Source organism: Nocardiopsis sp. NPDC007018 (genome assembly GCF_040635075.1).
Taxonomy (GTDB): Bacteria; Actinomycetota; Actinomycetes; order Streptosporangiales; family Streptosporangiaceae; genus Nocardiopsis.
In genome coordinates, this window is the sequence record NZ_JBEYHA010000003.1 from 42,634 (window position 1) to 68,512 (window position 25,879).

26 protein-coding genes and 2 tRNA genes are annotated in these 25,879 nt (G+C 70.9%); 12 read left to right on the forward strand and 16 right to left on the reverse strand.

Annotated elements, in window-relative coordinates; translation table 11 throughout:
• Positions 1-6: 6 nt before the first annotated feature.
• Positions 7-360, reverse strand: coding sequence for a helix-turn-helix domain-containing protein (locus ABZ635_RS02150; protein ID WP_357757520.1), 354 nt, complete (start codon positions 358-360; stop codon positions 7-9).
• A 92-nt stretch (positions 361-452) separates the two neighbouring features.
• Here ABZ635_RS02150 and ABZ635_RS02155 point away from each other — a divergent pair, with 92 nt between their 5' ends.
• Complete coding sequence (locus tag ABZ635_RS02155) at positions 453-1,349, forward strand: NAD(P)-binding domain-containing protein (protein WP_357757523.1); 897 nt, start codon at positions 453-455, stop codon at positions 1,347-1,349.
• A 96-nt stretch (positions 1,350-1,445) separates the two neighbouring features.
• Here the strand turns inward: ABZ635_RS02155 and ABZ635_RS02160 are convergent, their stop codons facing one another.
• On the reverse strand, positions 1,446-2,033 hold the full coding sequence (locus ABZ635_RS02160) for a TetR family transcriptional regulator (protein WP_357757526.1): 588 nt from the start codon (positions 2,031-2,033) through the stop codon (positions 1,446-1,448).
• 99 nt (positions 2,034-2,132) lie between these two features.
• On the opposite strand from ABZ635_RS02160, the gene hisN reads away from it, so the two are divergent.
• The 5 genes from hisN (at position 2,133) to ABZ635_RS02185 (ending at position 6,712) form a co-directional block, all read left to right on the forward strand.
• Entirely contained in the window at positions 2,133-2,942 is an 810-nt protein-coding gene (gene hisN / locus ABZ635_RS02165) for a histidinol-phosphatase (RefSeq protein WP_357757529.1), read from the forward strand.
• Positions 2,943-3,000: 58 nt separating this feature from the next.
• Positions 3,001-3,537 carry a hypothetical protein gene (locus tag ABZ635_RS02170; protein WP_357757532.1) on the forward strand — a complete coding sequence of 179 codons (537 nt, stop codon included), beginning with the start codon at positions 3,001-3,003 and terminating at the stop codon, positions 3,535-3,537.
• A gap of 175 nt (positions 3,538-3,712) precedes the next feature.
• Positions 3,713-4,948 carry an ABC transporter permease gene (locus ABZ635_RS02175; protein ID WP_357757535.1) on the forward strand — a complete coding sequence of 412 codons (1,236 nt, stop codon included), beginning with the start codon at positions 3,713-3,715 and terminating at the stop codon, positions 4,946-4,948.
• 9 nt (positions 4,949-4,957) lie between these two features.
• Positions 4,958-5,992 carry an efflux RND transporter periplasmic adaptor subunit gene (locus tag ABZ635_RS02180; protein ID WP_357757538.1) on the forward strand — a complete coding sequence of 345 codons (1,035 nt, stop codon included), beginning with the start codon at positions 4,958-4,960 and terminating at the stop codon, positions 5,990-5,992.
• A complete protein-coding gene (locus ABZ635_RS02185; protein WP_357757541.1) occupies positions 5,993-6,712 on the forward strand; it encodes an ABC transporter ATP-binding protein in 720 nt (239 codons plus the stop codon).
• A gap of 132 nt (positions 6,713-6,844) precedes the next feature.
• On the opposite strand, the gene ABZ635_RS02190 is transcribed toward ABZ635_RS02185, so the two are convergent.
• The 3 genes from ABZ635_RS02190 to ABZ635_RS02200 form a co-directional block, all read right to left on the reverse strand.
• A tRNA-Met gene (locus ABZ635_RS02190) sits at positions 6,845-6,921 on the reverse strand.
• 276 nt (positions 6,922-7,197) lie between these two features.
• Positions 7,198-7,274 (reverse strand) — tRNA-Met (locus ABZ635_RS02195).
• A gap of 167 nt (positions 7,275-7,441) precedes the next feature.
• Positions 7,442-10,429: a UPF0182 family protein gene (locus ABZ635_RS02200; RefSeq protein WP_357757544.1), complete on the reverse strand. Its 2,988-nt coding sequence runs from the start codon at positions 10,427-10,429 to the stop codon at positions 7,442-7,444.
• Between the two features lie 254 nt (positions 10,430-10,683).
• Between ABZ635_RS02200 and ABZ635_RS02205 the strand changes: the two genes are divergently transcribed.
• Entirely contained in the window at positions 10,684-11,211 is a 528-nt protein-coding gene (locus ABZ635_RS02205; protein WP_357757548.1) for a PPA1309 family protein, read from the forward strand.
• 327 nt (positions 11,212-11,538) lie between these two features.
• Here ABZ635_RS02205 and ABZ635_RS02210 read toward each other — a convergent pair whose 3' ends face one another.
• From ABZ635_RS02210 to ABZ635_RS02220, 3 genes are read right to left on the reverse strand one after another with little or no spacing between them, the layout of a single operon-like run.
• Positions 11,539-12,606, reverse strand: a complete 1,068-nt coding sequence (locus tag ABZ635_RS02210) for a S16 family serine protease (RefSeq protein ID WP_357757889.1) — start codon at positions 12,604-12,606, stop codon at positions 11,539-11,541.
• 56 nt (positions 12,607-12,662) lie between these two features.
• A complete protein-coding gene (locus tag ABZ635_RS02215; RefSeq protein ID WP_357757551.1) occupies positions 12,663-13,100 on the reverse strand; it encodes a molybdenum cofactor biosynthesis protein MoaE in 438 nt (145 codons plus the stop codon).
• A gap of 26 nt (positions 13,101-13,126) precedes the next feature.
• Positions 13,127-14,194 carry an NAD-dependent epimerase/dehydratase family protein gene (locus tag ABZ635_RS02220; RefSeq protein WP_357757892.1) on the reverse strand — a complete coding sequence of 356 codons (1,068 nt, stop codon included), beginning with the start codon at positions 14,192-14,194 and terminating at the stop codon, positions 13,127-13,129.
• 123 nt (positions 14,195-14,317) lie between these two features.
• Between ABZ635_RS02220 and ABZ635_RS02225 the strand changes: the two genes are divergently transcribed.
• The 3 genes from ABZ635_RS02225 to ABZ635_RS02235 all read left to right on the forward strand — a co-directional run bounded on the left by ABZ635_RS02225 (position 14,318) and on the right by ABZ635_RS02235 (position 16,812).
• Positions 14,318-15,736 carry a zinc-dependent metalloprotease gene (locus ABZ635_RS02225; RefSeq protein WP_357757554.1) on the forward strand — a complete coding sequence of 473 codons (1,419 nt, stop codon included), beginning with the start codon at positions 14,318-14,320 and terminating at the stop codon, positions 15,734-15,736.
• Positions 15,737-16,303 carry an NUDIX hydrolase gene (locus tag ABZ635_RS02230; protein WP_357757557.1) on the forward strand — a complete coding sequence of 189 codons (567 nt, stop codon included), beginning with the start codon at positions 15,737-15,739 and terminating at the stop codon, positions 16,301-16,303.
• 137 nt (positions 16,304-16,440) lie between these two features.
• Positions 16,441-16,812, forward strand: coding sequence for a hypothetical protein (locus tag ABZ635_RS02235; protein ID WP_357757560.1), 372 nt, complete (start codon positions 16,441-16,443; stop codon positions 16,810-16,812).
• Positions 16,813-16,921: 109 nt separating this feature from the next.
• Here ABZ635_RS02235 and ABZ635_RS02240 read toward each other — a convergent pair whose 3' ends face one another.
• The 6 genes from ABZ635_RS02240 to ABZ635_RS02265 form a co-directional block, all read right to left on the reverse strand.
• Positions 16,922-17,485, reverse strand: a complete 564-nt coding sequence (locus ABZ635_RS02240) for a M48 family metallopeptidase (protein ID WP_357757563.1) — start codon at positions 17,483-17,485, stop codon at positions 16,922-16,924.
• Between the two features lie 273 nt (positions 17,486-17,758).
• A complete protein-coding gene (locus tag ABZ635_RS02245) occupies positions 17,759-17,917 on the reverse strand; it encodes a hypothetical protein (RefSeq protein ID WP_357757565.1) in 159 nt (52 codons plus the stop codon).
• A gap of 49 nt (positions 17,918-17,966) precedes the next feature.
• A complete protein-coding gene (locus tag ABZ635_RS02250; protein WP_357757568.1) occupies positions 17,967-18,245 on the reverse strand; it encodes a WhiB family transcriptional regulator in 279 nt (92 codons plus the stop codon).
• 205 nt (positions 18,246-18,450) lie between these two features.
• Positions 18,451-18,801, reverse strand: coding sequence for a hypothetical protein (locus tag ABZ635_RS02255; protein WP_357757571.1), 351 nt, complete (start codon positions 18,799-18,801; stop codon positions 18,451-18,453).
• A gap of 264 nt (positions 18,802-19,065) precedes the next feature.
• Positions 19,066-19,953 carry an acyl-CoA thioesterase II gene (gene tesB, locus ABZ635_RS02260; protein WP_357757573.1) on the reverse strand — a complete coding sequence of 296 codons (888 nt, stop codon included), beginning with the start codon at positions 19,951-19,953 and terminating at the stop codon, positions 19,066-19,068.
• A complete protein-coding gene (locus ABZ635_RS02265; RefSeq protein WP_357757576.1) occupies positions 19,946-22,051 on the reverse strand; it encodes an ATP-dependent DNA helicase UvrD2 in 2,106 nt (701 codons plus the stop codon). Before ABZ635_RS02265 ends, tesB begins: the two co-directional genes overlap by 8 nt.
• A 250-nt stretch (positions 22,052-22,301) precedes the next feature.
• On the opposite strand from ABZ635_RS02265, the gene ABZ635_RS02270 reads away from it, so the two are divergent.
• Positions 22,302-22,592: a mycoredoxin gene (locus tag ABZ635_RS02270; RefSeq protein ID WP_017542395.1), complete on the forward strand. Its 291-nt coding sequence runs from the start codon at positions 22,302-22,304 to the stop codon at positions 22,590-22,592.
• Between the two features lie 143 nt (positions 22,593-22,735).
• On the forward strand, positions 22,736-23,191 hold the full coding sequence (locus ABZ635_RS02275; protein ID WP_357757580.1) for an ANTAR domain-containing protein: 456 nt from the start codon (positions 22,736-22,738) through the stop codon (positions 23,189-23,191).
• Between the two features lie 154 nt (positions 23,192-23,345).
• On the opposite strand, the gene nudC is transcribed toward ABZ635_RS02275, so the two are convergent.
• Positions 23,346-24,296 carry an NAD(+) diphosphatase gene (gene nudC, locus ABZ635_RS02280; protein ID WP_357757582.1) on the reverse strand — a complete coding sequence of 317 codons (951 nt, stop codon included), beginning with the start codon at positions 24,294-24,296 and terminating at the stop codon, positions 23,346-23,348.
• A gap of 151 nt (positions 24,297-24,447) precedes the next feature.
• Positions 24,448-25,830, reverse strand: coding sequence for a dipeptidase (locus ABZ635_RS02285; RefSeq protein ID WP_357757585.1), 1,383 nt, complete (start codon positions 25,828-25,830; stop codon positions 24,448-24,450).
• Between the last annotated feature and the right edge of the window lie 49 nt (positions 25,831-25,879).

Consider the following 25,879-nt stretch of genomic DNA (forward strand, 5'->3'; position numbering starts at 1 on the left):
CGCCCCTCAGGCGCTACGGGCCCCGGGGTAGTCCGCGGGTAGGCGGTGCTCGCGGCCCCACGCGCCCAGGGGCTCCAGCGCGCGGTTCAGACCGCGCCCGAGCTCGGTCAGCGAGTACTCCACCCGTGGCGGCACCTCGGCGAAGTCCTCACGCCGCACGATCCCGTCGTCCTCCAGCTCTCGCAGCTGCGCGGCGAGGACCTTCTCGGTGACCCCCGGCAGGGCCCGGCGCAGCTCTCCGAACCGGTACGGCCGCTGGTCGAGCGCCCACAGCACGAGCACCTTCCACTTGCCGCTCACCACGTCCATCGCGGCGTCGATCCCGCAGTGGTACCCCAGCTCCCCGCGTCTGACGGCCATGTCCCCCACCCACCTGCTCGCTTACCCCGTGGTGCGCGCCCACTTCCAAGTGCGTACTTGTCGCTCGGCGGGCACCGTCCCAGCCTAGACACATGACCAACGACACCAAGCCCCGCATCGTCCTGCTCGGACTCGGCGCCATGGGCACCGCCCTCGCCCGGGCCTGGCTCGCCGCCGGACACCCGCTGACCGTCTGGAACCGTACTCCGGCCCGCACCGAACCGCTACGCGCCCTCGGCGCCGACGTCGCCGCGACCGCCGCCGAGGCGGTCGCGTCGGGAACCCTCGTCGTCACCTGCCTGATGGACGACGCATCGGTCGGTACCGCGCTGGAGGAATCCGACCTCGTCGGCACGGACCTCGTGGACCTCACCACCGGCACGCCGAAGGAGGCCGACGCCCGCGCCGAGTGGGCGCACGCCAGGGGCGCGCGCTTTCTCAGCGGCGGCATCATGGCCAGCCCCTCGATGGTGGGGGTCCCCGAGGGCGGCGGCTACGTCTTCTACAGCGGTTCCCGCGAGGTCCTGGACGAGCACGAATCCGCTCTGGCGGCCGTCCTGGGCGTCCGCTACACGGGGACTCGCCCCGGTGCGGCCGCCCTGTACGACATCGCCCTGCTCAGCGCCATGTACGGCATGTTCGCGGGCGTCACCCACGCGTTCGCGCTGGTGCGGGAGGAGGAGATGCCGCTGAAGGAGTTCTCGGGGCTGCTCACCGCCTGGCTCACGGCGATGCTCCCCTCCAATGGCGCCATCGCCGACCAGCTCGACAGCGGTGACTACACGAAGGATGTGCAGGCCAACCTGGGCATGCTGGTCTCGGGCTTTCGCACCTTCGAGGTGGCCGCCCGGGAGCAGGGGGTGGACTTCCGCCTGCTCGCCCCCTACCTCGAGCTGCTGGAGGAACGCCTGGGCCAGGGGTACGCCGACGAGGGCACGGCGGGCGCTATCGGCCTGCTCTCGAAGGAGGCCCGGGCCGCCGCCTCGTAGTCGGCTCCCCTGCCCTGAGTCGGGGCGGCGTCGGGGAGGGTGAAGGTCCCTCCCCGGCGCGCTCGGCCCGCCCCGGCTCGACCCCTGGCACCAGCCTCACCGGTGCTCGGGCAGCATGCCGTGCACGACCCGTTCCACCCTGCGGGCCGCCAGGTCCGGTTCTTCGGGCTGGAGCGCGTACGACACGGTCAACCGCACGGTGACGTCCGACACGGCCTCGGCCGTGTCGGGGTCGGTCTGCGGGCAGCGCTCCCGGAGGGTCCCCGCGATGCGGTCCCGCAGCGCGTCCAGGAGCGGCGCCGACCGGGTGGTGAGCACCGGCAGGAGCCGGTCGTCCCCGGTGACCACGGCTCGCAGCAGGGGACGCTCCCGCACCGCGAGCAGGACCATCCGGGTCGCGCGGCCCACCGCGTGCGCGGGAGGGTGGCCGTCGGCCTCCAGCGTCTCCTCGACGGTGTCCAGGAGCGCACCGACCTCCCTCACCACGACGGCCTGGAGCAACCCCTCCTTGCTGCCGAACACGTTGTAGAGGGTCTGCCGGGAGACACCCGCGGTGGCGGCGACGTCGACCATCCGCCGTTCGCCCCAGCGCCCCGCCAGGACCTCGGCGCGGGCGGCGTCCATCAACCGTTCGCGAACCCCGCCGCCCTCGGGGGGCCTCTTCTGTGCGCTCACGCCCTGCATCCTCGCATCCGTGTCCCGACGCCCCGTCCCTCACGCTCCGGTCACGCCCGGGGAGCCGCTTTGGGCATGTCCCCGCCCGGGAGGGTAGCGTTGTCGGCCATGGTGTCCTATGACGATGATCTGCGGCTGGCCCACGTGCTCGCCGACGCTGCCGACGACATCGCGCTGAAGCGGTTCCGCGCGCTCGACCTGGTGGTCGACACCAAACCGGACCTGACGCCGGTGACCGAGGCCGACCGCATGGTCGAGGAGACGCTGCGCGGTGTGCTCTCCCGCGCGCGTCCGCGCGACGCGGTGGTCGGCGAGGAGTACGGGCGTACCGGCAACAGCAACCGGGTGTGGGTGATCGACCCCATCGACGGCACCAAGAACTACGTGCGCGGCGTTCCCGTGTGGGCCACGCTCATCGCACTGTTGGAGGGCGACCGCCCCGTGGTGGGCGTGGTGTCGGCCCCCGCCCTGCACCGACGCTGGTGGGCCTCGAAGGGCAGCGGCGCCTGGTCGGGGCGCAGCCTGTCCAAGGCCTCCCGCTGCCAGGTCTCCAAGGTCCAGGACCTCAAGGACGCCTCCCTCAGCTTCTCGTCGTTGACCGGTTGGGAGGAGCGGGGGCGTCTGGAGTCGTTCCTGGGGCTGACCCGGTCGGTGTGGCGCACGCGCGCCTACGGCGACTTCTGGTCGCACGTGATGGTCGCCGAGGGCACCGTGGACATCGCGGCCGAGCCGGAGCTCTCCCTGTGGGACGCGGCCCCGTTGCCGATCATCATGGAGGAGGCCGGGGGCCGCGCCACCAACCTGCGCGGTGACGGCTTCGAGGACGGCGGGCCCCTGGTGTGCACCAACGGCGCCGTCCACGACCAGGTGCTCACGTGGCTCAACGGCGGGCCCACACCGCTGCGGCGTCCGGAATAGCCACCAGAGGACAACAAAGAGCACCCAGGCGACTACTTTCAGTAGTAGCGTGCGCTGTGTGCTGACCACGACCACCCACCGACGGCGCGCGGTCGCGCTGTGCGGGGCGGCCCTCCTCCTGGCCACGGGGTGTGCCCAGGGCCACGGCCACACCCCGACGCAGCTCACCGAGATGATCGCCGACACCGTACGCGACCCCGCCCTGTCCGGCCCCGTCGGGCTGGGCGTGCCCGACACCCTGTTCGATCCCTCCCTCTACGCGTGCTCCCCCGCCGTGGACCCGGCCCACCCGGGCGGATGGCGCAGCGACGCACCGCGCAGGCCCGTGGAGGAAGGCGATCCGGTCGGGCTCGGGCTGTCCGACTCCGAGGGCGCCCACTCGGGGTCGGTCGCGGCCACCGTGACCGACCCGGAGGGGGAGGCTACCTCCGCCGAGGCCGAACTGTCCGGGGACGCCTGGGCGCGCCTGGACTACCCCGGTGACTTCGACGGCGCGGACGGGCCCGCCGTCGGCGTGTACACGGTGCTGTGGTCCGACTCCGGGACCGGAGCGCCCATCACCTGCGACGGCTTCACGGTCGAGTCGACGGATTAGGCCGCACCCCGAGTCGTGACCCCGTGTGTCCGGGAACGGTCGAGAGAATATTCTTCTCCCGCATGAACCAAAACCCTCCGTGATGGCGATGGGCCTGTTGACACCCCGCCCAACGCGGGGACGCCCGGCGCCGCCCGACGCCGCGCCGGGACCTACACACACGGGAAGGGGCTCCATGCTGCGTTCCCTCCAAGCCGGGATCGTGCTGGCCTTCGCCGGTTCCCGGGCCAACGTGGCCCGGACCATCCTGTCCTGCGCGGGCATCGTCGTCGGAGTCGGCGCCCTGATCATGGTGGTCACCGCGGGCGAACTCGGCCAGCGCTACGCCACCGCCTTCAGCGAGGCCAACGCCGGCCGCGCGGCGACCATGGACGTCACCGTCTTCGACGCCGTCTCCGACCTCGACGCGTTCGAGGAGGACCTGGGGCGGGCCGGTGCCCTGGAGGTCTCGGTCCACCAGCGCACCGACAACGCGCCGCCCCTGCGCCAGGGCGACCAGGTGTTCCGGGATATCGACCTGGTCGGCGTGGACGTCGCCCTCGGTGACATCCGCCGCATCAACCTGGTCCGGGGCCGCTGGTTCACCGAGGCCGACCTGGACTCGCGCGCTCCGGTCCTGGTGGTCAACGAGGCCCTCGCCAACGAGCTGGGCGACTTCTCCGACGTCCAGATCGGGTCGGACCAGTGGACGGACGTGCGGGTCGTCGGCGTCACCCAGAGCTCGGTGTACGAGCGCGGTTGGTACAGCGCCTATCTGCTGAACGCCCCCGTCTCGGGACCGATGCTCTTCGGCCCCGACTGGGACCCGGCCGACCGGACCGCCGCACAGGTCAGCTACGTCGCACGGATCGACCCCGGTGACTCGGCCGCGGCCGAGGAGGACTTCGGCGAGGAGTTCACCGATCGCCTCGCCTCCGCGAGCAGGCGCTGGGGCATCGAGAGCCGCGACAGCATCATGGCCTACCGCTCCGACAACTCGGAGATGACCGACGAGCTCATCGGCTACCTCTCCATGGGCCTGCTCGGCATCGCGGTGGTCACCCTCACCACGGGCCTGCTCGGCGTCCTCAACGTCGGTCTGGTCACCGTCCGGGAGCGGCGCCGGGAACTGGCGACCTACCGGGCGCTCGGAGCGAGCCGGTTCACACTGTTCGTCGCCGTCGTGATGGAGGCGGTGGTGGTCTCGATCGTCGCCGGTCTCATCGCCCTCGCCCTGTCCTGGCTGCTGGTCGCCGTGGCCGCGGCCGTCATCGGCAACCTCATGTGGCTGCCGCCCGACATCAGCATGACCGTTCCGCCCTCCGCCGCCCTGGTCGGACTGGGCAGCGCTGCTTTCGTCGGGCTGTTGGCCGGGATCATCCCCGCGATCCGGGCGCTGCGCGCGTCCGTCGTCGCCGGGCTGCGGGAATAGGAGACACAAGTGAAGAAGTGGATCATCATCGGAGCGGCCGTCACCCTGGTGCTCGGTCTGGTCGGTTCCGGTTACTTCCTGCTGAACAGCTTCGGCTCCGGCGGTGAGGACGAGTTCTTCGGAGAGTCCGCCCTGGACGTCGGCGGCGCGCCCGTCGAGGTCGAACTGGGCACGGTCACCTCCGTGCTCGTACTCGACGCGACCGTGCGCGCCGAGCCCGGCAAGGCGCTCAAGGCTCCCAAGGGCGGCACCGTCACCCACCTGTGGGTGAACAACGGCGACTCGGTGGAGAACGGCGCACCGGTCATCAACGTGAAGGTGCCCGCCGAGACGGCCGCCGGCACGGAAGAGGACGGCGAGGGGGCCGCTCCCGCGTTCAGCGAGGTCTCCCTGTACGCGCCCGCCGGCGGCACGCTCAAGGGCATGGGAGACGTACAGGTCGGCGACGTCCTGGAGCCCGGTGCCACCGTGGCGACCGTCGCCCCGGACCAGTTCCGCGCGGTGGCCACGGTTCCCGCCAACGACCTGTACCGGCTGTACGAGGACCCCGAGGACATCATGCTCCAGATCGACAAGGGGCCGCCCGCCGCGGAGTGCTCGTTCATCTCCCTGGGCGCGGGCGACGGCGGACCGCCGATCGCCGAGAGCCCGGAGGACGAGTTCTCGGACGGCTCCGAGGAGGGCGGAGGCGGTGGCGGAGCCGAGCTCTCCTGCCGTGTCCCCTCCTCCCTCCAGGTGTTCGACGGTGTCCAGGGCAAACTCTCGGTGAGCACCGGTGAGGCCGAGGACGTCGTGGTCATTCCGGTGACGGCCGTGCGCGGCACCTCCGAGGAGGGCGAGGTGTTGGTGGTGGCCGAGGACGGTTCCGAGGAGCCCCGCTCCGTCACCCTCGGCCTGTCCGACGGCCAGTTGGTGGAGGTCACCGAGGGCCTTGAGGTGGGCGACTCCATCCTGGACCCGGTGCCGCTGGACCCCCGCTTCGACGTTCCCGGCGCCGGGGACGAGGAGGAGTTCGACGACGAGTTCTACGGGATGGGGGGCTAGATGACCGCCGACGCTCCGTACCCCTCGGTGACGGCCCCGCGCCGCCCCGGTGCCCCGCTGCTCCGGGTCCGCGACCTGACCCGGCACTTCATGGTGTCGGGGTCCCGCATCGACGTGCTGCACGACTGCGCCTTCGACGTCGCCCGGGGCGAGGTCGTGGCCATCGTGGGTCAGTCCGGTTCGGGCAAGTCCACCCTGTTGAACGTGCTGGGTCTGCTCGACCGGCCGAGTTCGGGCTCGTACGTGTTCGACGGGGTGGAGACCACGCCCCTGCGCGAGGGGCGCAGGTCGCGGCTGCGCGGGTCCGGGATCGGTTTCGTGTTCCAGCAGTTCCACCTGTTGGAGCGGCGCACGGCCCTGGCCAACGTGGGGGTGCCGATGGTGCTCGGCGGAGTGCCGGTGTTGAGGCGCCGCAGCCGCGCCAAGGAGCTGTTGGAGTCGGTGGGGCTGGGGCACCGCCTGCACTCGCAGCCGCACCAGCTCTCCGGCGGTGAGCAGCAGCGTGTGGCCCTGGCGCGGGCGCTGAGCCGTGAACCCGCGCTGATCCTCGCCGACGAGCCCACGGGCGCCCTGGACGCCGCGAGCAGCACCATGATCATGGACCAGCTGATCGACCAGGCCCGTGTGCGTGACGCGGCGGTGGTCGTGGTGACGCACGACCCGAAGGTGGCCGAGCGGGCCGACCGCGTGGTGGAGCTGGTGGAGGGCCGCACCCGCTGAACCGGGCCCCGGTGCCGTCTCTTCCCCAGTCGGCACCGGGGCCGTCCGCGGTCCCGCCCCTCGGGGACGTCGCGGGATCACGCGCGTACACGAAGAAGCGCCGGGTGGATTTCTCCACCCGGCGCTTTTCCTTGGTAGCGGGGACAGGATTTGAACCTGCGACCTCTGGGTTATGAGCCCAGCGAGCTACCGAACTGCTCCACCCCGCGTCGTTGTGATCTCTACTTTAGGGCCTTTCGCCCCGGGTGGCAAATCGGCTTTTCGTGACACTCAACCGATCGGAGATCCACCCCGTGTCCGCCCTGATCGGTTTCCCGAACCGGACGTGGTCTACTCTACCAGGCGTTCCTCGCGGTCCGCACCGGCATTTCCACCGTGCGCGCACTCGACCGTGAATTCACCGCCGAAATACGCATTCGTTTCCCCCGAACGGGCCGAAGGAGCCGGAAAAGCGCCGGACCCGGGATTTCTCCCGGGTCCGGCCCTGGTAGCGGGGACAGGATTTGAACCTGCGACCTCTGGGTTATGAGCCCAGCGAGCTACCGAACTGCTCCACCCCGCGTCGTTGTGTCTTCAGATTAGCGCGCCCCGGCGCCAAAGCCAAATCGGCCCGCGCGGGGCCCCGTCCGTCCCTCCCCGCCCGGCCCGGGCACGCGGACGGGGCGGGACCCGGCGGGTCCCGCCCCGTGGCACGCGTCGGCCCGAGGGCCTTCCCGGTGGGGTCGCCGGCTAGTTGCCCGCGGCCTCCTCGACGGCCTCCAGAGCCTCACGCAGGCGCTCGTTGGCCTCCTCGTTCGCCTCCTGGGCCTCCTCCCAGGCCTCGACGGCCTCGTTGAGGGCCTCGGTGAGGTCGCTCGGCTCGCTGTCCCCGGAGCCCGCCTCGGAGGTCTCCTCCTCGGAACCCTCCTCGGCGTCCGGCTCGGGCAGCGGGCTCTCGCCGCCCTCGCCCTCGAACAGGTTGTTCAGGGCGTCCTGGAGGTTGCTGCCGATCGCGACCTCCTCACCGAAGCCGACCATGACCTGCTGGAGCAGCGGGAAGGACGCCGCTCCGCCGCCGCCGGCCTGCACGTAGAGGGGCTCCACGTACAGCAGACCGCCCGCGAAGGGCAGGGTCAGCAGGTTGCCCCGGGTCACCTCGGCGTTCGACTGCTCCAGCGGGAGCAGCACCTCACGCACGTCGGCGTCCGAGTCGAACGCGTTCTGCACCTGGCCGGGACCGAAGATCACCGTGCTCCTGGGCAGCTCCAGCAGCTTCAGCCTGCCGTAGTCGTCGGACTCCGGGTTGCTGTCCACCGCCATGAACGCGGCCAGGTTCTCACGGTTGTTCGGCACGAACGTGGTGGTCAGCGAGAAGCTGGGCTCGTCCGAACCGGGGTAGTTGATGGTCTGGCGGTACGGCGGCTCGGAGGTCTCGCCCTCCCGGGTCGGGTCGTTGGGGACCTCCCAGAAGTCCTGACCACCGTAGTAGGACGAGGCGTCCGTCACGTGGTACTCGCGCATGATCTCGCGCTGCACCTTGAACAGGTCGTCCGGGTAGCGCAGGTGCTGGACGAGCTCGTCGCTCATCTCGTCCTTGCTCACCACGGTGCCGGGGAAGGCGCCCTCCCAGGTCTTGAGGACGGGGTCCTCGTCGTCCCAGCCGTACAGGGTGACGGTGCCGTCGTAGGCGTCGACGGTGGCCTTCACCGAGTTGCGGATGTAGTTGACCTCGTTGCCGGGCAGGGCGCCGACCTGCTGCACCGAACCGTCGGTGAAGGTGTCGGACACCGCCTGGGTGAAGTCGATCCGCTTGGCGTACGGGTAGCCGTCCGACGTGGTGTACGCGTCGACGATCCAGACCACCTTGCCCTCGACGACCGCCGGGTAGGGGCGGCTGTCGACGGTGAGGAAGGGGGCGACCTTCTCGACGCGGTCCAGCGGGTCGCGCTCGTAGAGAATCCTCGAGTCGCTGGTGATCGCGCTGTTGAGCAGGATGCTCGTTTCCTGGTACTTGATCGCGTACAGGATGCGGTCGAAGAAGTTGTTCAGCGGCACGCCGCCGTCGCCGTCGTAGCGGTTGTAGGCCTGCGAACCACCGGCCGGGGTGTCCTCGTCCCCCTCCTCGGTGGCTTCGGCGCCCTCAGCACCCTCGGTGTCCTCGGCAGCCGGGGACTCCTCCGCGCCGTCGCTGGGGGCGCGGGCCTCGTCCGGGCTCGGGCTGGCCTCGACCGCGTCCTCCAGGGTGGGGACGTCCGGCTCCTCCGCGGCCGGGTCGAGGGGGTGGTCGTACTCCTCCTCGGCCTGGACGATGACGTAGTCCGCGCCCTCGCGGCCGTAGTAGATCCGCGGCTCGTACTCGCCGACGACGTCGCTCAGCTCGCCGCGCGGCGGGATGTTGTACTCGGTGAAGACCGGGCGGCCCTCGTCGTCGATCAGGTTGCCCGCGGCGGCGACCATGCCGAAGCCGTGGGTGTAGATCAGGTGGCGGTTGAGCCAGTTGTTCTGGTCGGCGGGCGGGCCGTCCAGCTCGCGCACGGCGACGATCGTGTCGATCAGGTTGCCGTCGGAGTCCGGGTAGCGGTCCACCTCCAGCACGTCCGGGAACTGGTAGAAGCCTCGGACCTGCTGCATCTGCTGGAAGGTCTGCGAGACCACGGCCGGGTCGGCCAGGCGGACGCTGGGAATGGTGTCGGCCTCGGCCGCCAGCTCCTGCGGGGTCAGCTCGGTGGTGGCGTCGTAGGTCTCCACCTCGGCGTCCGCGATCCCGTACGCCTCGCGCGTGCTCTCGATGTTGCGCTCGATGTAGGGGCTCTCCAGGCGCTGCTCGTTCGGGCTGACCTGGAAGCGCTGGACGATCTCGGGGTAGGCCACGCCGACGACCACGCCGGACAGCACCAGCAGCCCGAGGGAGGCCACCGGGATCATCGTGTTCTTGAAGACGATGTTGGCGAAGAACAGGACCGCGCAGATCACCGAGATGACCGTGAGGATGGTCAGGGCGGTCTTGACCGCGTTCACGTCCGTGTACGAGGCGCCGAAGGTGTAGCCGCGGTCGGAGAAGACCAGCCCGTAGCGGTCGAGCCAGTAGGAGCCCGCGCGCAGCAGTACGAACAGGCCCAGCAGGACCGACAGGTGCACGCGGGCGGCGGGGGTGGCGCGCTGCCCGGAGTCGTTCTGGAGGCGGACCCCGCCGTACAGGTAGTGCACGATCACGGCGGCGATGAACGCCAGGATCACCGCGGCGTAGAGGTAGCCGAGCAGGATGCGCAGGAACGGGTAGGTGAACGCGAAGAACGCGATGTCCATGCCGAACTCGGGGTCGTTCACCCCGAAGTCGACACCGTTGACGAACTGGAGGTAGGAGCGCCAGTCGCCGCTGGCGGCCGCGCCCGCGAGGAGCGCCAGGGCGCCGACCGCGATCCAGAAGAAGAGCTTGCGGTGCGGGTCGATGGACTGCCGGTAGCGGTCCAGGCCCTGCTGCTCCAGACTCATCGGTCTGTTGCGGGGCCTGGCCCGGTAGGCGAAGAAGATGCTCGCGCCGACGATGATCGCCATCACGAGCGCCGCTACGGCGAAGAGCAGGACCCGGGTCCACAGTTCGGTCAGGAAGACCGACGTGTAACCGATGGAGTTGAACCACTTGTAGTCGGTCCAGAAGTTCGCGGCGAACATCAACACCGCGATGATGACGACCACGGTCGCCGCGACTGGCGCGAGCAACCTTGATCGGCGAGGCATACGCGCAGGTGGTGCGCCGGGCGATCGGAAGCTCACGCCTCCCCCTCGTTCTGGCTTGGTAGGTGCGTTGGGTGCGCGTGTGGCGCCTTCATTACTGAAAACTTAATCGGTGGCCGTCGGGTTCCCGAAATCACCCTCCACCCGGTGACAAGGCTGCATCGTTGGTGTATCGGAGTCGCAACCGGAAGGCACCTTGCGACCCTACTGCCGCCGAACGGGCCCGGCGAGGTTCCCACATCGGCGACCATGGAAACGTGTCGAACATTCGCGAAGCAGTCATGGACCTGGAACGCCACGCCGCCGAGCAGGGGTGGGACCGCCCGTTGGGGCTGTACGCCCTGGTCCCCACCTCGGAGCTGCTGGCGGCGGAGCCCGCTCTGGCGAGCCTGCTGGGGATCGGCTCTCCGGCCGACCCCGACGAGCTGACCCCGGTCGAGCAGGAGGCGCTGTCTCCGGACGTGCCGTTGGAGCAGGCGCTGGGACGCATCCTGTGGCCCGAGGGCGTGGCCGGGTGCGCGCTGGTCATGGAGCGCCTGGTGGTGAAGGGTTCGGACGAGACCCTGGCCGCCGGGGAGGACCCCTCCGCCTCCGGCAAGGAGACCGAGGAGATCCGCATGGTCGCGGGTGTGCTGCGCGACGGTTCGCGCCACTGCGCGATGCGGATGCGCAGCCACGACAGCGAGTCCGAGGTGCTCAACGGCCCGGACCTGATCCCGGCGCTGACCTCCGCGCTCGCCCTCACCCTCGACCTGGACGAGGAGCTCCCCCCGAAGCAGGGCTGACCCCGAACGCACAGACCCCCGGACCACACGGTCCGGGGGTCCTCTCATGCCCAGTCCCTCAACAGGGTGCGAGAACTCCTCGACCCCAGCCATGTGACCCGCCTTGCGACCCCGGCAACAGCCGTGTGACCCGCCTGAGTCCCGTCACCACAAGGGGGTGCCCGTTCGAGCGCCGGAGAGGGTTCTGCAAGACGAGTCAAGCCGCCAGCGAGGAACGAGCGTCAGGCGCAGACGAGGATGCTGTGCCTGCCTCAACCCGAATCCCTCTGCAAAGGCACCGAACACGCACCGAAGCGAAGCGGAGGTGCAAAGAAACACACAACACTCCTACTCACACCGCGGCAGGTCCCCCTCGCCCTCCCGGATGACCTCCAGGGCGTCCATGGCGTCGGTGAGGGTCTCGATCCGTACGACCTCCAGCTGGCCGTAGGCGGCGGACTGGGCGACCTGGGAGCAGCTTTCGGCGGCCACGAAGAAGTACTCCGCGCCGTCGCGCTTCGCGCTGACCATCTTCTGCGGGATACCGCTGATGCCGCCGACCTGGCCGTCGGAGGTGATGGTGCCCGAACCCGCGATCCTGGCGCCGCCGGTGATGCTGTCCTCGCTGAGCCGGTCGATGATCCCGAGGGCGAACATCATTCCGGCGCTGGGGCCGCCGATCTCGCCCACGGAGATGGAGACGTCGACGGGGAAGTCCATGTCGTCGGCGATGAGCACGCCCACGGCGGCGTTGCCCTGGTCGCCCTCCACGGTGTCCATCTCGACCTCCACCTCGTCGCCGTCGCGGTCGAGGACGAGCGCGACCGTGTCGCCGGGGGCACGCTCACCGACCCGCTCGACCACGAAGGAGCTGCCGACGAGCTCCTCGGTGTCGGCTCCCGTGGTGTGGGTGGGTACCTTCTCGTCGTCCACCCGGATGATGCGGTCGCCCGGTTCCACGACCCCGTCCGCGGGCATGTCCGGGACGGTGTCGGCGACCAGCGGGATCGCCTCGTAGTCGATGTTGAGCTGGTTGAGGGCGGCGGCGGTGGCGTCGGTCTGCGAGTCGTTCATCTGGAGGGTCTGCCGTTCGGTGACCTCCTCCTGGGAGCGCCCGGCCGGGAACAGCAGTTCCTCGGGCAGGACCGCCTGGCTCGGCGAGAGCCACGCGGTCACGAGGGTGAAGAGGTTGAGCCTGTGGTCGGGGCCGCCCGCGTACTGGACGGTCACCATCGACAGCGACCCGTCGTGCTCGTAGTCGTCGGCCCCCTCGATACCGATGACGGGCTGGCCGTCCTCCTGCTGTGCCAGGGTGTCGACCGTGACCCCCGGGGCCGCGACGAGGTAGGGCATGGGCAGGTGGAGACTGCCGTACCCGAGCCCGGCAAGCAGGACGAGGGCGGCGACAAGGGTCATGACACGACGAACCATGCTGACACCTTAGGGCCCCCGGCCGACCGGCGGGGATTCGGTCAGGGCGAGCCGACCCACTCCGTGGCGCCGTCCTCGAACGACTGGTTCTTCCAGATGGGCACCTGGGCCTTGAGGTCGTCGATCAGCCTGCGGCAGGCGGCGAAGGCCTCTTCACGGTGGGCGGCGGAGGCGGCGACGACCACGGCGAGATCGCCGATCTCCAGGTCGCCGACGCGGTGTGCGGCGGCCATGCGTACGACGGGGCGCCCCGGGGCGGTGGTGTCGCCGAGGACCTTCTCCATGACGGCCCGCAGCTGGGCCTCCACGCTCGGGTGGGCCGAGTAGGAGAGGGCGGCGACGTCGCGTCCGTGGTCGTGGTCGCGCACGGTGCCGATGAAGACGGCGGTGCCGCCCGCGCGGGGGTCGGCCACGGCGGTGAGGACCTCGTCGACGGACAGGGGCGTGTCGCGTACGGCCGCGAGAGTGATCTGTTCCACGTGGGGAACCGTATCAAGCGCCCGGATCAGGACTTCCCGCGCTTGCGCAGATGGCGGATGGCGGCGGCGGTGCCGATGGCCGCGGCGGCCGCTCCGGCGGCGCCCGCCGCGGTGATGGTGACCTCCTTGCGGCCGAGGCTGCGACCGGCGATGGCGTGCTTGCCGCTCTTGGACTCCAGCAGGATGGCGAGCGCCGACACGTTGTCGTGCGCGGGCTTCCATCCGGAGTCGCGCAGGGCCGCGCAGTCCACCACGCAGGGGTAGACGAGGAACTTGATCTCCCCGGCGGCGGCCGGAGTGATCCGGGCCTGGTGCAGGCGCCGCACGGCGCCGAAGGCGAGGTTGGCGGGGACCTCGAAGTGCTTCATCCCGGCGATCTCCTCGACCTCCCCCTGGGTGAGCGATCCCTCGCTGGCCACGGCGACCACGCCGTCGGTGCCCGTCACCTCGCGCAGGGCGCAGTGGGCGAGGGCGGAGGCCAGGTCGTCCTCGTGGCAGAACTGCCAGTGCTGTTCGTGGCCCTTCACCGTGAGGAGCCGGGGCGCGGAGAAGTGGCGGCTGAGCAGGGTGTCGAGTTCGGGTCCCACGAGCGGGGCCGGGCGGACCACGGTGACGCTCAGGCCCGGGTGGGCCCTGCGGGCGCGTTCGGCCAGTTCCTCCACCTCGGCGAAGTCGCCCATGAGCCCCTCGCTGTTGTCCGAGACGCGGGTGGAGTTCTCCGGCAGCGGGACCGGGTTGTCGGGGGCGGCGCCGTAGACCATGGTGCTGGTGACGAGCAGGACGCGCGGCACCCCGGCCGCGGCGGCGGCGGTCAGGACGGTCTGGGCGGCGCGGATGTTGTGCGCCCGGCGTTCCGAGGGGCGCGTCTCCAGGGAGCGGTCGTCGGCGGTGTGCACGAGTACGTCGATCCCGTGCAGGCGGGAGACCAGGCCGGGGTCGCGGACGTCGGCGATACGCCACGTCACCCCCCGCAGGTCGGCGAACTCGTCGTCGATCGCCACGACCTCGCGCGCGCGGACGGAACCTTCTGGCGTGGCCAGGCGTTGCACGAGGAGTCGGCCCGTTCCGGAGGCGGCACCGGTGACCGCCACCACCATGCCCGCCCGATCCGGGGGGCTGTGCTGTGGGCGAACCTGGCTGCTTTCGGTATTCACTCCGGGCGACTCCCAGCTAACGTGACAGTGGAGACCAAACCTAATCCTGCCTGAGGTCTGATTGTGAGCGACCTGCCTTTCGGTTTCAGCATGCCGAACGATCCCGATGACGAGTCCGGACGCCGTTCAGGCGACTCCGGCTCGGGTGCCGGCAGCGGCGGCCCGGGCGGGGGGAACTCCGGAATGCCGGACGGCTTCCCGTTCGGCGACCCGCAACAGATGGCCAACATGCTTCGCCAGTTCGCGGACATGATGTCGTCCCAACCCGCCCCCGGTGCGCCGGAGGCCGGTCGGACGTCCCCGACGTCCGGCATCAACTGGGAGATGGCCAAGAACATCGCGCGGCACACGGTGTCCGAGAAGGGCGACCCGAGTGTGCCGCCCGCCGACTACGCACGGATCGAGGAGGCCCTTCGCCTCGCCGACCTGTGGCTCGACCAGGCTACCGACCTGCCCTCGGGGGTCCAGACCGCCCAGGCCTGGAGCCGGTCGGAGTGGATCGAGAAGACCATGGACTCGTGGGCGCAGCTGTGCGACCCGCTGACCGCCAAGACGGTCCAGGCCATGGGCCAGAACCTCCCTGAGGAGATGGCTTCCATGGCCGGTCCGCTGCTGGGCATGATCCAGCAGATGGGCGGCATGATGGTCGGCCAGCAGGCCGGTCAGGCCGTCGGCGAGCTGGCCCAGGAAGTGATCGGAACCACCGACATCGGTCTTCCGCTCGCGGGTGAGGGCAATGCCGCCCTGCTGCCCTCGGGGGTGGCCCGCTTCAGTGAGGGCCTGGAGATCCCCGACGACGAGGTGCGGCTCTACCTCGCCGCACGTGAGGCGGCCGTGCACCGGCTGTACGCGCACGTGCCGTGGCTGCGTTCCCACGTGTCCCGGCTCGTCGAGGAGTACGCGGCCGGGATGTCGTTCGACGTCAGCGGTCTGGAGGACCGGCTCGGCGGCATCGACCTGTCCAACCCGGAGGCGCTCCAGGAGGCCATGTCCGGCGGCCTGGGCGGCGAGGGCCTGCTCCAACCGGAGGACACCCCGCAGCAGAAGGCGGCGCTGGCGCGACTGGAGACCACCCTCGCGCTGATCGAGGGCTGGGTGGCGACCGTGGTGTCGTCGGCCGTGTCCGAGCGGCTGCCGCAGGCCGGGGCCCTGGCCGAGACCACCCGGCGCCGACGCGCCACCGGTGGCCCCGCCGAGCACACCTTCGCGGCGCTGGTCGGCCTCGAACTGCGGCCCCGCCGCCTTCGCGAGGCCGGTGCCCTGTGGGCGGCGCTGGAGGAGGCCCGGGGCGTGGAGGGGCGGGACGCCGTGTGGCAGCACCCGGACCTGATGCCCACCGGCGCCGACCTGGACAACCCGGACGCCTTCGTTAACGGGCGGAGCGAGTTCGAGGGGACTGACTTCGACATCTCGTCGCTGACCGACCCGGACGGCTCGGAGCGGCCCAGGCCCGGCGACGACCAGGACGAGGACGGCAAGTAGGTGGTCCTGCACGCGAACGCCCGGGCGGTCCTGGGCGCATGGACCGCGCCCGACGCCGGGCAGGAGGAGCTGCGCCGTTCCTACGTCGACCATCTGGACGCGCACGCCGACGCCATGTGGCGTTCGTGCCTGCCCGGGCACCTGACCGCGAGTTCGGCGATCGTGTCCGCCGACGGTTCCCGGGTGGCGCTGGTGCTGCACCGGGTCCACCGGATGTGGTTGCAGACCGGCGGGCACTGTGAGCCGGAGGACACCACGCTGGGCGGCGCCGCCCTGAGGGAGGCCGCCGAGGAGTCGGGGATCAGGGGTCTGACCCTGCTGCCCGACCCGGTGCGGCTGGACCGGCACGCGGTGCCGTGCGGCGGGGGGAGCTTCCACCTGGACGTGCAGTACGCGGCGCTGGCCCCGGCCGACGCCGTGCTGGTGCGCGACCCGGACGAGTCGGCCGGGCTGGACTGGTTCCCGGCGGGGTCGCTGCCCGAACCCACCGACGACTCGGTGCGGTCGCTGGTGGGGGCCGCCGTGCGTGCGGTCCGCGAGCACCAGGGGAACGCCACCGCCCGCTGACGCGCGTCGAGGGGCCCGGTCGGGGGACTCCGGCCGGGCCCCCTCGCGTGGAGTGCCAGACTGGGGCGGCGACCGCTGCGAGACGACGGAACGGAACAGGCCATGCACCCACGTCCAGACGTACCGGGGCCCGCGTCATGGGTCTGATCACCGTGGTCGGCATGGTGGGCGGGCTGGTCCTGGTCCTGCTGGCCCGACGGGTCCGCGCCGCCGCCGAGCGGCTGCTGGCCGACGAGCGCTCGGGAGTGGCCGGTCCGCGCGAGGCCGCCCGCGCCCGGGTGGAGCAGAGGCGGCGCTCCCTGCGGTTGTGCCAGGCGGTCTGCGGTTTCATGGGTGTGCTGCTGGTGGCGGTCCTGGGCCGGTCGGCGGTCTCCGGTGAGTGGGGCGGGACCAGCGCCTACTACGCGGCGGTGTTCGGTGTGCTGCTCGTGGTCAGCGCGGTCGTGCTGGTGCGCCTCACCACCGACCTGAGGGCCTCCGAGCGGGAGCTCGACGCGTCGGGTGAGTGAGCGACCGGGCCCCTCCCACCAGGCCGCCCGGCGAGACGTACAACATCCTGTACAACTCACAGACGAGATCTTCGCCCTGGCACCCAGGAGGAACCGTGACCGAGTAGCTCTACTCCTCGAAGGCGACCTCGTCGTGTTCGAGAGCCTCGGCGGGGTCCCCGTGGCCGCACTCGGAGCGGGTGCCCGCGCTGAACCCCTCCAGGTAGCCGCGCGCCCGGTCGGCCTTGGGAAAGCGCCGGACCAGTTCCCAGAAGTCCCGGCCGTGGTGCGGGATGCGCAGGTGGGCGAGTTCGTGGACCAGGACGTAGTCCACCACCCAGGAGGGCATCCCGGCGACACGGCGGGAGATCCGGATGGTGCGGGTGTCCGGCGTGCAGGAGCCCCAGCGGGAGTTCTGGTTGTCGACCCAGCGGACGCTGTCGGGCAGGTGCGTGCCGTCCAGGTAGCGTTCGGCGAGTTCCACCGCGCGTTCGTGGAGTTCGCGGTCTCCGGGGTGTCTGCGCTCCTCGCGGGCCTGGAGCTTTCGCAGCATCTGATCCACCCAGCGCCTTTCCTCGGCGCGGGAGAACGTCGCGGGCACGAGGACGACCGTGGTATCCCCGTCCCTGTAGGCCGACACGGTGCGGCGGCGACGAGGACTGCGTCGTACCTCGACTTTGGTGTTCGAGAGCACGAACTTTACGTTATCCGAGGGAAGCCCCCGCGAACAGGTGTGAGTTGTCCGGATATGTGATTTCTTTCGTGCCGTGTCCGCCCAGGGTCCGTGGAGCGGACAACGGGACCGCGTCACGGAATCACCCTGACCAGGGGGCTTCTGGCCTGCGAGGACGGCCCACAACGGGACTCGGTTCGGGCCTCCCCGGCACTTTTGGTTACACAAACGAGACCGGACGGCGCGCCTTCCACGCCCTCCGGTCCCGTCCGTTCACTCACTGGTCAGGCCGCGTCAACACAGCCTCGACCACGCGATTTCCATGATCGCCCGCTCCGCCCGACGCTCCTCGCGCTGCCGGGCCCGCAGCTGCCGGGCGCTGAGCCGTCTGACCTGCCGCTCGCGGGGCTCCTCCTCGGTACGCTCCACCATCCGCATGAGTTCCTGCATCATCGTCTTCGTCCTTCGGTGTCGTGGGTGCTTCGGGGTGTCGGGGGGTGATTCAGGCCGCGACGGGCGCGGGGTTCTTGCGGGGACGGCCACGCGGGCGCTTGCGCGCGACGACCTGACCGGAGACGAGCAGCTGCCCGCCCCAGACGCCCCACGGCTCACGCCGTTCGAGCGCGTCCGCCAGGCACTGCTCCCGGATGGGGCAGGCTTCGCAGATCGCCTTGGCCGCCTCGACCTCCGCGGGGGACTCCGCGAAGAACAGGTCCGGCTCCGTACGGCAGGGAATGTCGACCTCGCCCAGCTGGGGCGCTTCCAGGACCGACGCGAGCATCGGTGCCCTCCAAAGATCTTTGATCGTGTACAACGCGGTCGGTGTTCAGTCACCGGAACAGGTCCGGTGTGGGACCTGACTTGCGATGCCGCCGTCTTCTCCCACGTCCCTGGGGGACGTGGGAGAAGACGGAGATACAAAGAAAGCCGCGGCCCCTGATTCGGGGTCCGCGGCCACGGTCGAGGATCTCGGCCTGTGTGCTGCTCTAGGCCGGAATCTTCCGTGGACACTCCCCCGATGCGCCATAGCGCGGGGTTTCCTGCGATGCCTTGTTGATGCCACCGGTGAACCAGCCGCGATCAAGGGCGGGCTCGGACGCGTGGCGCGGGTTGCCGATCACGCCGGTTTCGGACACACCGGTCCCCTGGGACACGGAGCCAGATCCGATGAGCTGGACCATGCCAAGGGCCTGGAGGCCGTTCTCGGCGCTCAGACCGCCGCCGATGGTGCTACCGCTCAGGCCGATGCCCGACACGATTCCGCGCGGGAACAGTCGCAGAGCAGCTTCGAAACCGAGGGTCAACGTGGTCATCTGCTTCGTTTCCGTGGTGGTCATGAGATCGGGCACCTCCTTCGATGTCGGGTACAGGGTCTCGCACCTGTACCGAGAGCGGTTGGTTCGACGAGTACACACTACGGGCCGCCCACAAAGATCGGCAACCCATTTTTGACCTGGGAAAACGTCCGCATCCGGCCAGAACTTCCCGGGAATGCGCGAGGGCCCGGGAGCGTTGCCGCGCACGCTCCCGGGCCCTGTGCCGAGGATCTCTCCGGCCCCGGGAGGAACCCCCCGGTCCGCGTCCCCGACCTCTCAGGTCACCTAGGTCCAGCCCTCCGCGTCCACGACGCGGATCATCCCCTCCTGCACCACGGAGCAGACGAGCTTGCCGTCCCTCGTGTAGACCAGGCCGCGCGCCAGGCCGCGGGCGCCCTGGGCCGTGGGCGACTCCTGCGCGTACAGCAGCCACTCGTCGGCGCGGAACGGGCGGTGGAACCACATGGCGTGGTCGAGGCTGGCCATCGCGATGCCCGCGAACGAGCGGCCGTGCCGGAGCAGCACGGTGTCCAGCAGGGTCATGTCGGAGGCGTAGGTCATCAGGCACACCTGGGTGAGGCGGTCGTCGGGAAGACGGCCGTCGACCTTGAACCACACGGGGTTGGTCGCCGTGCGCAGTTCGGGGTCGCGCTCGGCCTCGAACGACATCGCCCCGACCGGACGCATCTCGATCGGGTGCCACTGCACGAAGTTGGGCACCTTTCCGAACGCCTCGCGCAGACGTTCCCGGGTGCTGAGCAGGTCCTCGGGCGGCGGGACGTCCGGCATGGGGATCTGGTGGTCCAGCCCCGGCTCCTCCTTGTGGAAGGAGGCGGAGAGCGTGAAGATCGGCTTGCCGTGCTGGACGGCCACCACCCGGCGGGTGGTGAACGAGCGCCCGTCCCTGACCCGGTCGACCTCGTAGACGATCGGGACGGTGGGGTCGCCGGGCCGTATGAAGTAGGCGTGCAACGAGTGCACGTACCGTTCGGCGGGCACGGTGCGCCCCGCCGCCACGAGCGCCTGGCCGGCGACCAGCCCGCCGAAGACCCGCTGCGGCCCCTCCGCCGGGCTGCTGCCCCGGAAGATGTTGACCTCGATGCGTTCCAGGTCCAGGACCCTCAGCAGGTCGGCCAGCGACTGGCCCCGGCGTTTGGCGTCGTGTTCACTCATCCTCGTCCTCTCCCTCACCGGTCTCCCCCGCCGGCTCCCTCCCCGCGACCAGTGCGAGCACCGCCTCACCGTAACGGTCGAGCTTGGCCGGTCCGACGCCGGACACCGCCGTGAGCTGGGAGACGCTGGAGGGCTCCTGCTCGGCGATGGCCTGGAGGGTGGCGTCGGTGAAGATGACGTAGGCGGGCACCTTCTGTTCCTGGGAGGTGCTCCTGCGCCAGTCGCGCAGGCGTTCCAGCAGGGCCTCGTCGTAGGTGGAAGGGCAGTCCAGGCAGCGGCCGAGCTTGCGCTCGGTGGTGTCGGAGAGCACGTCGGAGCAGACCCGGCAGCGCACCACCCCTCCCTTGCGGCGGTCCCGGCGGTTGGCGGTGGACGGTGAGGCCGGGCGCAGGCCGTCGAGGAAACGGGAGGGTTTGCGGGTCCTGCGGCCGCCGGGCGAGCGTGCGAGGGACCACGACATGGCCAGGTGCTCTCGGGCGCGGGTGACCCCCACGTAGAAGAGCCGCCGCTCCTCCTCGACCTCGTCGTCGGTCTCCGCGTAAATGATCGGGATCATGCCCTCGGTGAGACCCACGAGGAACACCGCGTCCCACTCCAGGCCCTTGGCGGCGTGCAGGGACGCGATGGTGACGCCCTCGAAACCGGGCGCGTGCTCGGTGGCCATGCGTGTCTCCAGCTCCTCGACGAACGCGCCCATGGTGGCGGGCCCGCCGTCCGGTCCGGGACGGGCCGCCATGTCCTCGGCGAGCTGCGCGAGCGCCGACAGCGACTCCCAACGCTCCCGGGCCTGGCGGCCCTCGGGGGCCGTGTCGGTGAGTCCCATCTGGGCCAGCAGGCTCCGCACGGTGGCGACGAGGGGTTCGGGCGCCTCGTCGGCGGCCCCGTGCCGGGCCCCGCGCAGGGTGTGCACGGCCTGTTTGATCTCGGGCCGCTCGAAGAAGCGGGTGGTACCGCGCACGGTGAAGGGCACGCCCTGGTCGGCCAGCGCCTGTTCGTAGGAGGCCGACTGGGAGTTGGTGCGCACGAGCACGGCGATCTGGCTGGCCGGGGTGCCGTCCTCCAGCAGCACGCTGATCTTGCGGGCGACCCCGGTGGCCTCGGCGGGCTCGTCGTCGTACTCCTGGTACAGGGGGTCCGGACCGTCGGGCCGCTGCGCCCGGAGGGTGAGGTGGTTGGCGGAGGTGGTGTCCCGCGCCTGCGCGATGACGTGGTTGGCCACCCGCACCACCTGGGGCGTGGAGCGGTAGTCGCGCACCAGCCGGACCACGGTGGCGTGCGGGTACCGGGCGCCGAACCCGGTGAGGTAGCTGGGGGTGGCCCCGGCGAAGGAGTAGATGGTCTGGCTGGGGTCGCCCACCACGCACAGGTCGTCGCGGTCGCCGAGCCAGGCGTCGAGGAGGAGCTTCTGGAGCGGGTTGACGTCCTGGAACTCGTCGACGACGAAGTAGCGGTACTGGTCGCGGACCCGTTGGGCGATGGCGGGGTACTCGGTGATCATCCCGGCGGTGAGTTCGAGCATCGACTCGAAGTCGAGGAGGTTGTGCTCGCGGCACAGCTCCTCGTAGGCCTCGAACACCCGGGCGACCTCACCGGCGTTCATCGGGGCCTGCCGCCCGGCCTTGGCCACCGCCTTGTCGTAGTCGCTGGGACGCACCTGGGTGACCTTGGCCCACTCGATCTCGCTGGCGAGGTCGCGGAGCCCGAGCCGGTCCGGCTGCTGGCCCACCGAGTTGGCCGCGCGGGCCACCACCGAGAGCTTGCTCTCGATGAGTGTGGGCTTCTCCCCGCCGATCACCTGTGGCCAGAAGAACCCGAGCTGGCGCAGGGCGGCCGCGTGGAAGGTGCGGGCCTGCACGCGGGGGGCGCCGAGGGAGCGGAGCCGACCGCGCATCTCCCCCGCCGCGCGGGCGGTGAAGGTGACCGCGAGGATCTGTTGTTCGGAGACGACCCCGCTGGCCACGGCGTGCGCGATCCGGTGCGTGATGGCCCTGGTCTTCCCCGTTCCGGCACCGGCCAGGATGCACACGGGGCCGCGCAGGGCGCGCGCCGCCTCGGTCTGTTCCGGGTCCAGTCCCTCCAGGACGCGGTCGGGGTCCATGGTGCTCCTGCATCTGGTCGGGGCGGCTGACTCGCCGTGGGCGCACAGTCTCTCAAGTATCGGTCGTCGCCGGGAGCGGATGGGCCCGCGAGGGCGGTGTCCGTGGCGCGGGTCGCGCGAGCTGCGCGAACGACCCGGCCGACACATTCCAGAACCAGGAGGCCGTGTGAGGCGTCCCACGTTGTGTCGAACGGTCATGGGAAGCGGCGGGACCCCCTTGGTGTTGGAATGGGCGTACTGATCCCCGAACATGACCGTCGACCAGGAAGACGTGAGCGAGATGACGAGTACGGGCACCGAACGATTCACGATGTACAGCACCCCCTGGTGCGGGTACTGCAAGCGCCTCAAGAGCCAGCTCTCCCGTGAGGGGATCGCGGTCCGCGAGGTGAACATCGAGGAGAATCCGGAGGCCGCGGAGTACGTCATGAAGGTCAACAACGGGAATCAGACGGTCCCCACGGTGGTCTTCAGCGACGAGACCGCGATGACCAACCCGTCGCTCGCTCAGGTGAAGAAGAAGCTGGCCGAACTGTCCTGAGGACGTACGGCGCGGGCCGCCCGGTGCGGCCCGCGCGGCGGGACCCCCTCCCCCCAGGGGGCGGACACCCCCGGCGTCCCCACGGCTGGGCGGCCGGCTCCATAGCCCGGACGATGACGGGAAGTGTTGAGTTGGGGGACGATATGAGGCCTCATGACGTGGCGGTCAGCGACACGGTGACCGTCGAGGTGGTGCGGCGCACCCCGAACGGGTGGCGCGTGGGCGGCGACCAGCACGGACACGAGGCGCCGGACCTGGTCAGCGCCATGGTGCTGGCGGACCTGCTCACCTCCGAGGCGGGGAGCGCGCGTCCCCGCACACAGGCGCCCGGCCGTGCCCCGGAGGGGGCCACCGAGGTGGAGCGCCTGCGGCACACGATCACGCAGCTGGAGCACGCGCTGCACTCGCGGGTCGTGGTGGAGCAGGCGATCGGTGTCCTGGCGGAGCGGCACACCATGCCGCCGCGCGAGGCGTTCGAGAGACTGCGTTCGTCGGCGAGGTCGCGGGGCCGCAAGGTCGCAGAGCTGGCGCAGGACGTGGTGGACAGCAGCACGAGTCCGCTGACCGTCCTGCCGGACGAGCTGACGGGAACCGCCTGAACAACCCTGAGAGCGCCTGACGAGTCGGGCCGCGAGCGTCCCGGTGGAGGGGCGGGCGGTCCGTGGTGGCGGTCCGCCCGGGAGAGGCGCCAGCGGTACGGCCGGGCGCGGGCGGACGCCTTGAGGGAGGCGGTGGCGGTTCTGTCCCCGCCGTTCACCAGCCTCCGGGCAGTTCCGCGCCGTACCAGTGTTCGATGAGCGTGCGGGCGATGGACACCCGGCCGGGGAGGACGACCTCCTCGGCGTGCACGGCCTCGGCCAGGGCCGCCCTGGTGAACCAGCGGGTCTCGGCGATCTCGTCGTCGGTGCGTTCGGTCTCGCCCACCGCGCGGGCGGTGTAGCCCATCATGAGGCTGCGCGGGAAGGGCCAGGGCTGCGAGGTCAGGTAGCGGGGCGACTCCACGACCACGCCCGCCTCCTCGGCCACCTCACGGATGACCGCCGCTTCGAGCGACTCCCCCGCGTCGACGAACCCGGCGAGTACGGAGAAGCGGCGCGCGTCCCAGTGGGGGTTGTTGCCGAGCAGGCACTCCTCGCGGCCGTCGCGTTCGCGGTGCACGAGCATGATGACGGCGGGGTCCATCCGCGGGAACTGTTCGGTCCCCTCCTCCTCACACACCCTGACGTGCCCGGCCTTCTCGATGCGTGTGCGGGAACCGCAGCGGGGACAGAACCCGTGGCTGGCGTTCCAGTTGGCGAGGGCGATGGCCCGGGTGAACAGACCGGTGTCGTGGTCGCTGAGGATCGCGCCGACCTCGCGCAGGGACGCGGGTTCGGCGACGGGGTTGTCGGCCAGCTCCCGGTGGGAGCGGACCGCGAAGTAGGCGCGTTCGCCGTCGCTGCCGAGGAGGTAGCGCTCTCCCGGGGGCGCGTGGTGGGGGTCGACCAGGACGAGTTCCCGGGTCTGTCCGGTGGTGACCAGCGCGCGTGACTGCTTGGCCATGAGCGCCTGCCAGCCGTAGCTGCCGGGTTCGCCGCCCTCCAGGACGAGGACCCGCGTCGCGGGATCGGCCCAGGCGGCCGCCAGCCAGTCGTCGTCACCGCGCCGGTGCCCGACGGGGTCGACGGTCGAGCGGGCGAGCAGGGGTGTGGCTTCGGTTTCCATGACACCTTCCGACGTGGTGGTCCTTCCCCAGGTGTAACGCCTTACGGGGCCTGGCGCACTCCCGTTGGGCAAACCCGTGGGGAGGCCGCGCGGCCGCCGCCCGGCGGGGGCGGCCGCGATCGGTACCGTCGGGGCGCCTGTGGGGCCGGGCTCAGCCGTCCTTGGCCGCGCCCAGCTCCTCCCACAGGTAGGCGACGCTCTCCGCGCCCTTGAGCAGGAGCGGGGTCTCCACCTTCTCGTTGGGAGCGTGGATGCGGTCCTCGTTGAGGCCCACGGCGACGAACACCAGCGGCGCGTCGAGGATGTCGGCGATGTCGGCCTCGGGACCGCTGCCGCCCTCGCGGGTGAAGAGGACCTCGGTGCCGAACGCGCGTCCCATGGCGGAGCGCGCGGCCCTGAGCGCGGTGGAGGACAGGTCGGAGGCGCACGCGCGAACGCCGGGGCCGCCGAACTCCAGTTCGGCGGTGACGCCTTCGGGGGTGTTGGCCTCCACGTAGGCGCGGACCCGGTCCTGGATCTCCAGGGGTTCCTGGCCGGGCACGAGGCGGAAGCTGATCTTGGCGTGCGCCGAGCGGGGGACGATGGTCTTGCCGCCCGCGCCGGTGTGGCCGCCCCACATGCCGTTGATCTCGGCGGTGGGCCGCAGCCAGACGCGCTCCAGGGTGCTGTACCCCTTCTCGCCGCGCGCGGCGGTGGAGGCGGCGGTGGCGAGCCACTCCTCCTCGTCGAAGGGCAGGCGGGCGATGAGTTCGCGCTCCTCGGCGCTGGCCTCGACGACACCGTCGTAGAAGCCGGGGATGGCGACCCGGTCGTCCGCGTCGTGCAGGCCGGAGAGGAGGTCGCTCATGACCTTGAGGGGGTTGGGGACGGCGCCGCCGAAGGAACCGCTGTGCAGGTCGCGCCCGGGACCGCGCAGGCTGATCTCGACGTCGGTGACGCCGCGCATGCCCACACACATCGAGGGGGTGTCCGCCGCCCACATGGTGGTGTCGGAGATGACGGCGACGTCGCAGTCCAGGCGGTCGCGGTTGGCCTTCATGAGCTCGGCGAAGTGGACGGAGCCGGACTCCTCCTCGCCCTCGACGAGGAGCTTGACGGTGACCGGCGGGGCCTGCTCGCCGGAGGCGGCCAGGGCGGCGCGGACGCCGAGGGCGTGGAAGAGGACCTGTCCCTTGTCGTCGGAGGCGCCCCGGGCGTAGAGGGAGGTGCCGCGCTCGGTGGGCACGAAGGGTTCGGTCTCCCACTCGTCGAGGGGGTCGACGGGCTGGACGTCGTGGTGGCCGTAGACGAGCACGGTGGGCGCGGCCGGGTCGGCGGCGGGCCACTCGGCGTACACGGCGGGCAGGCCCGGGGTCTCCCAGACCTCCACGGTGGGGAACCCGGTCGCGGTGAGGTGGTCGGCGAGCCAGCGGGCCGACCGGCGCACGTCGTCGTGGTGCTCGGGGTCGGCGGAGATCGAGGGGATCGCCAGCCACTCCTTGAGGGAGGCGAGGAACTCGTCCCGGTGGGCCTCGATGTAGGCGCGCGCGTCCATCTGTCGTCCTTGTCGTCCTAGACGTCCTTGTCAGGATCGACCTTAGAAC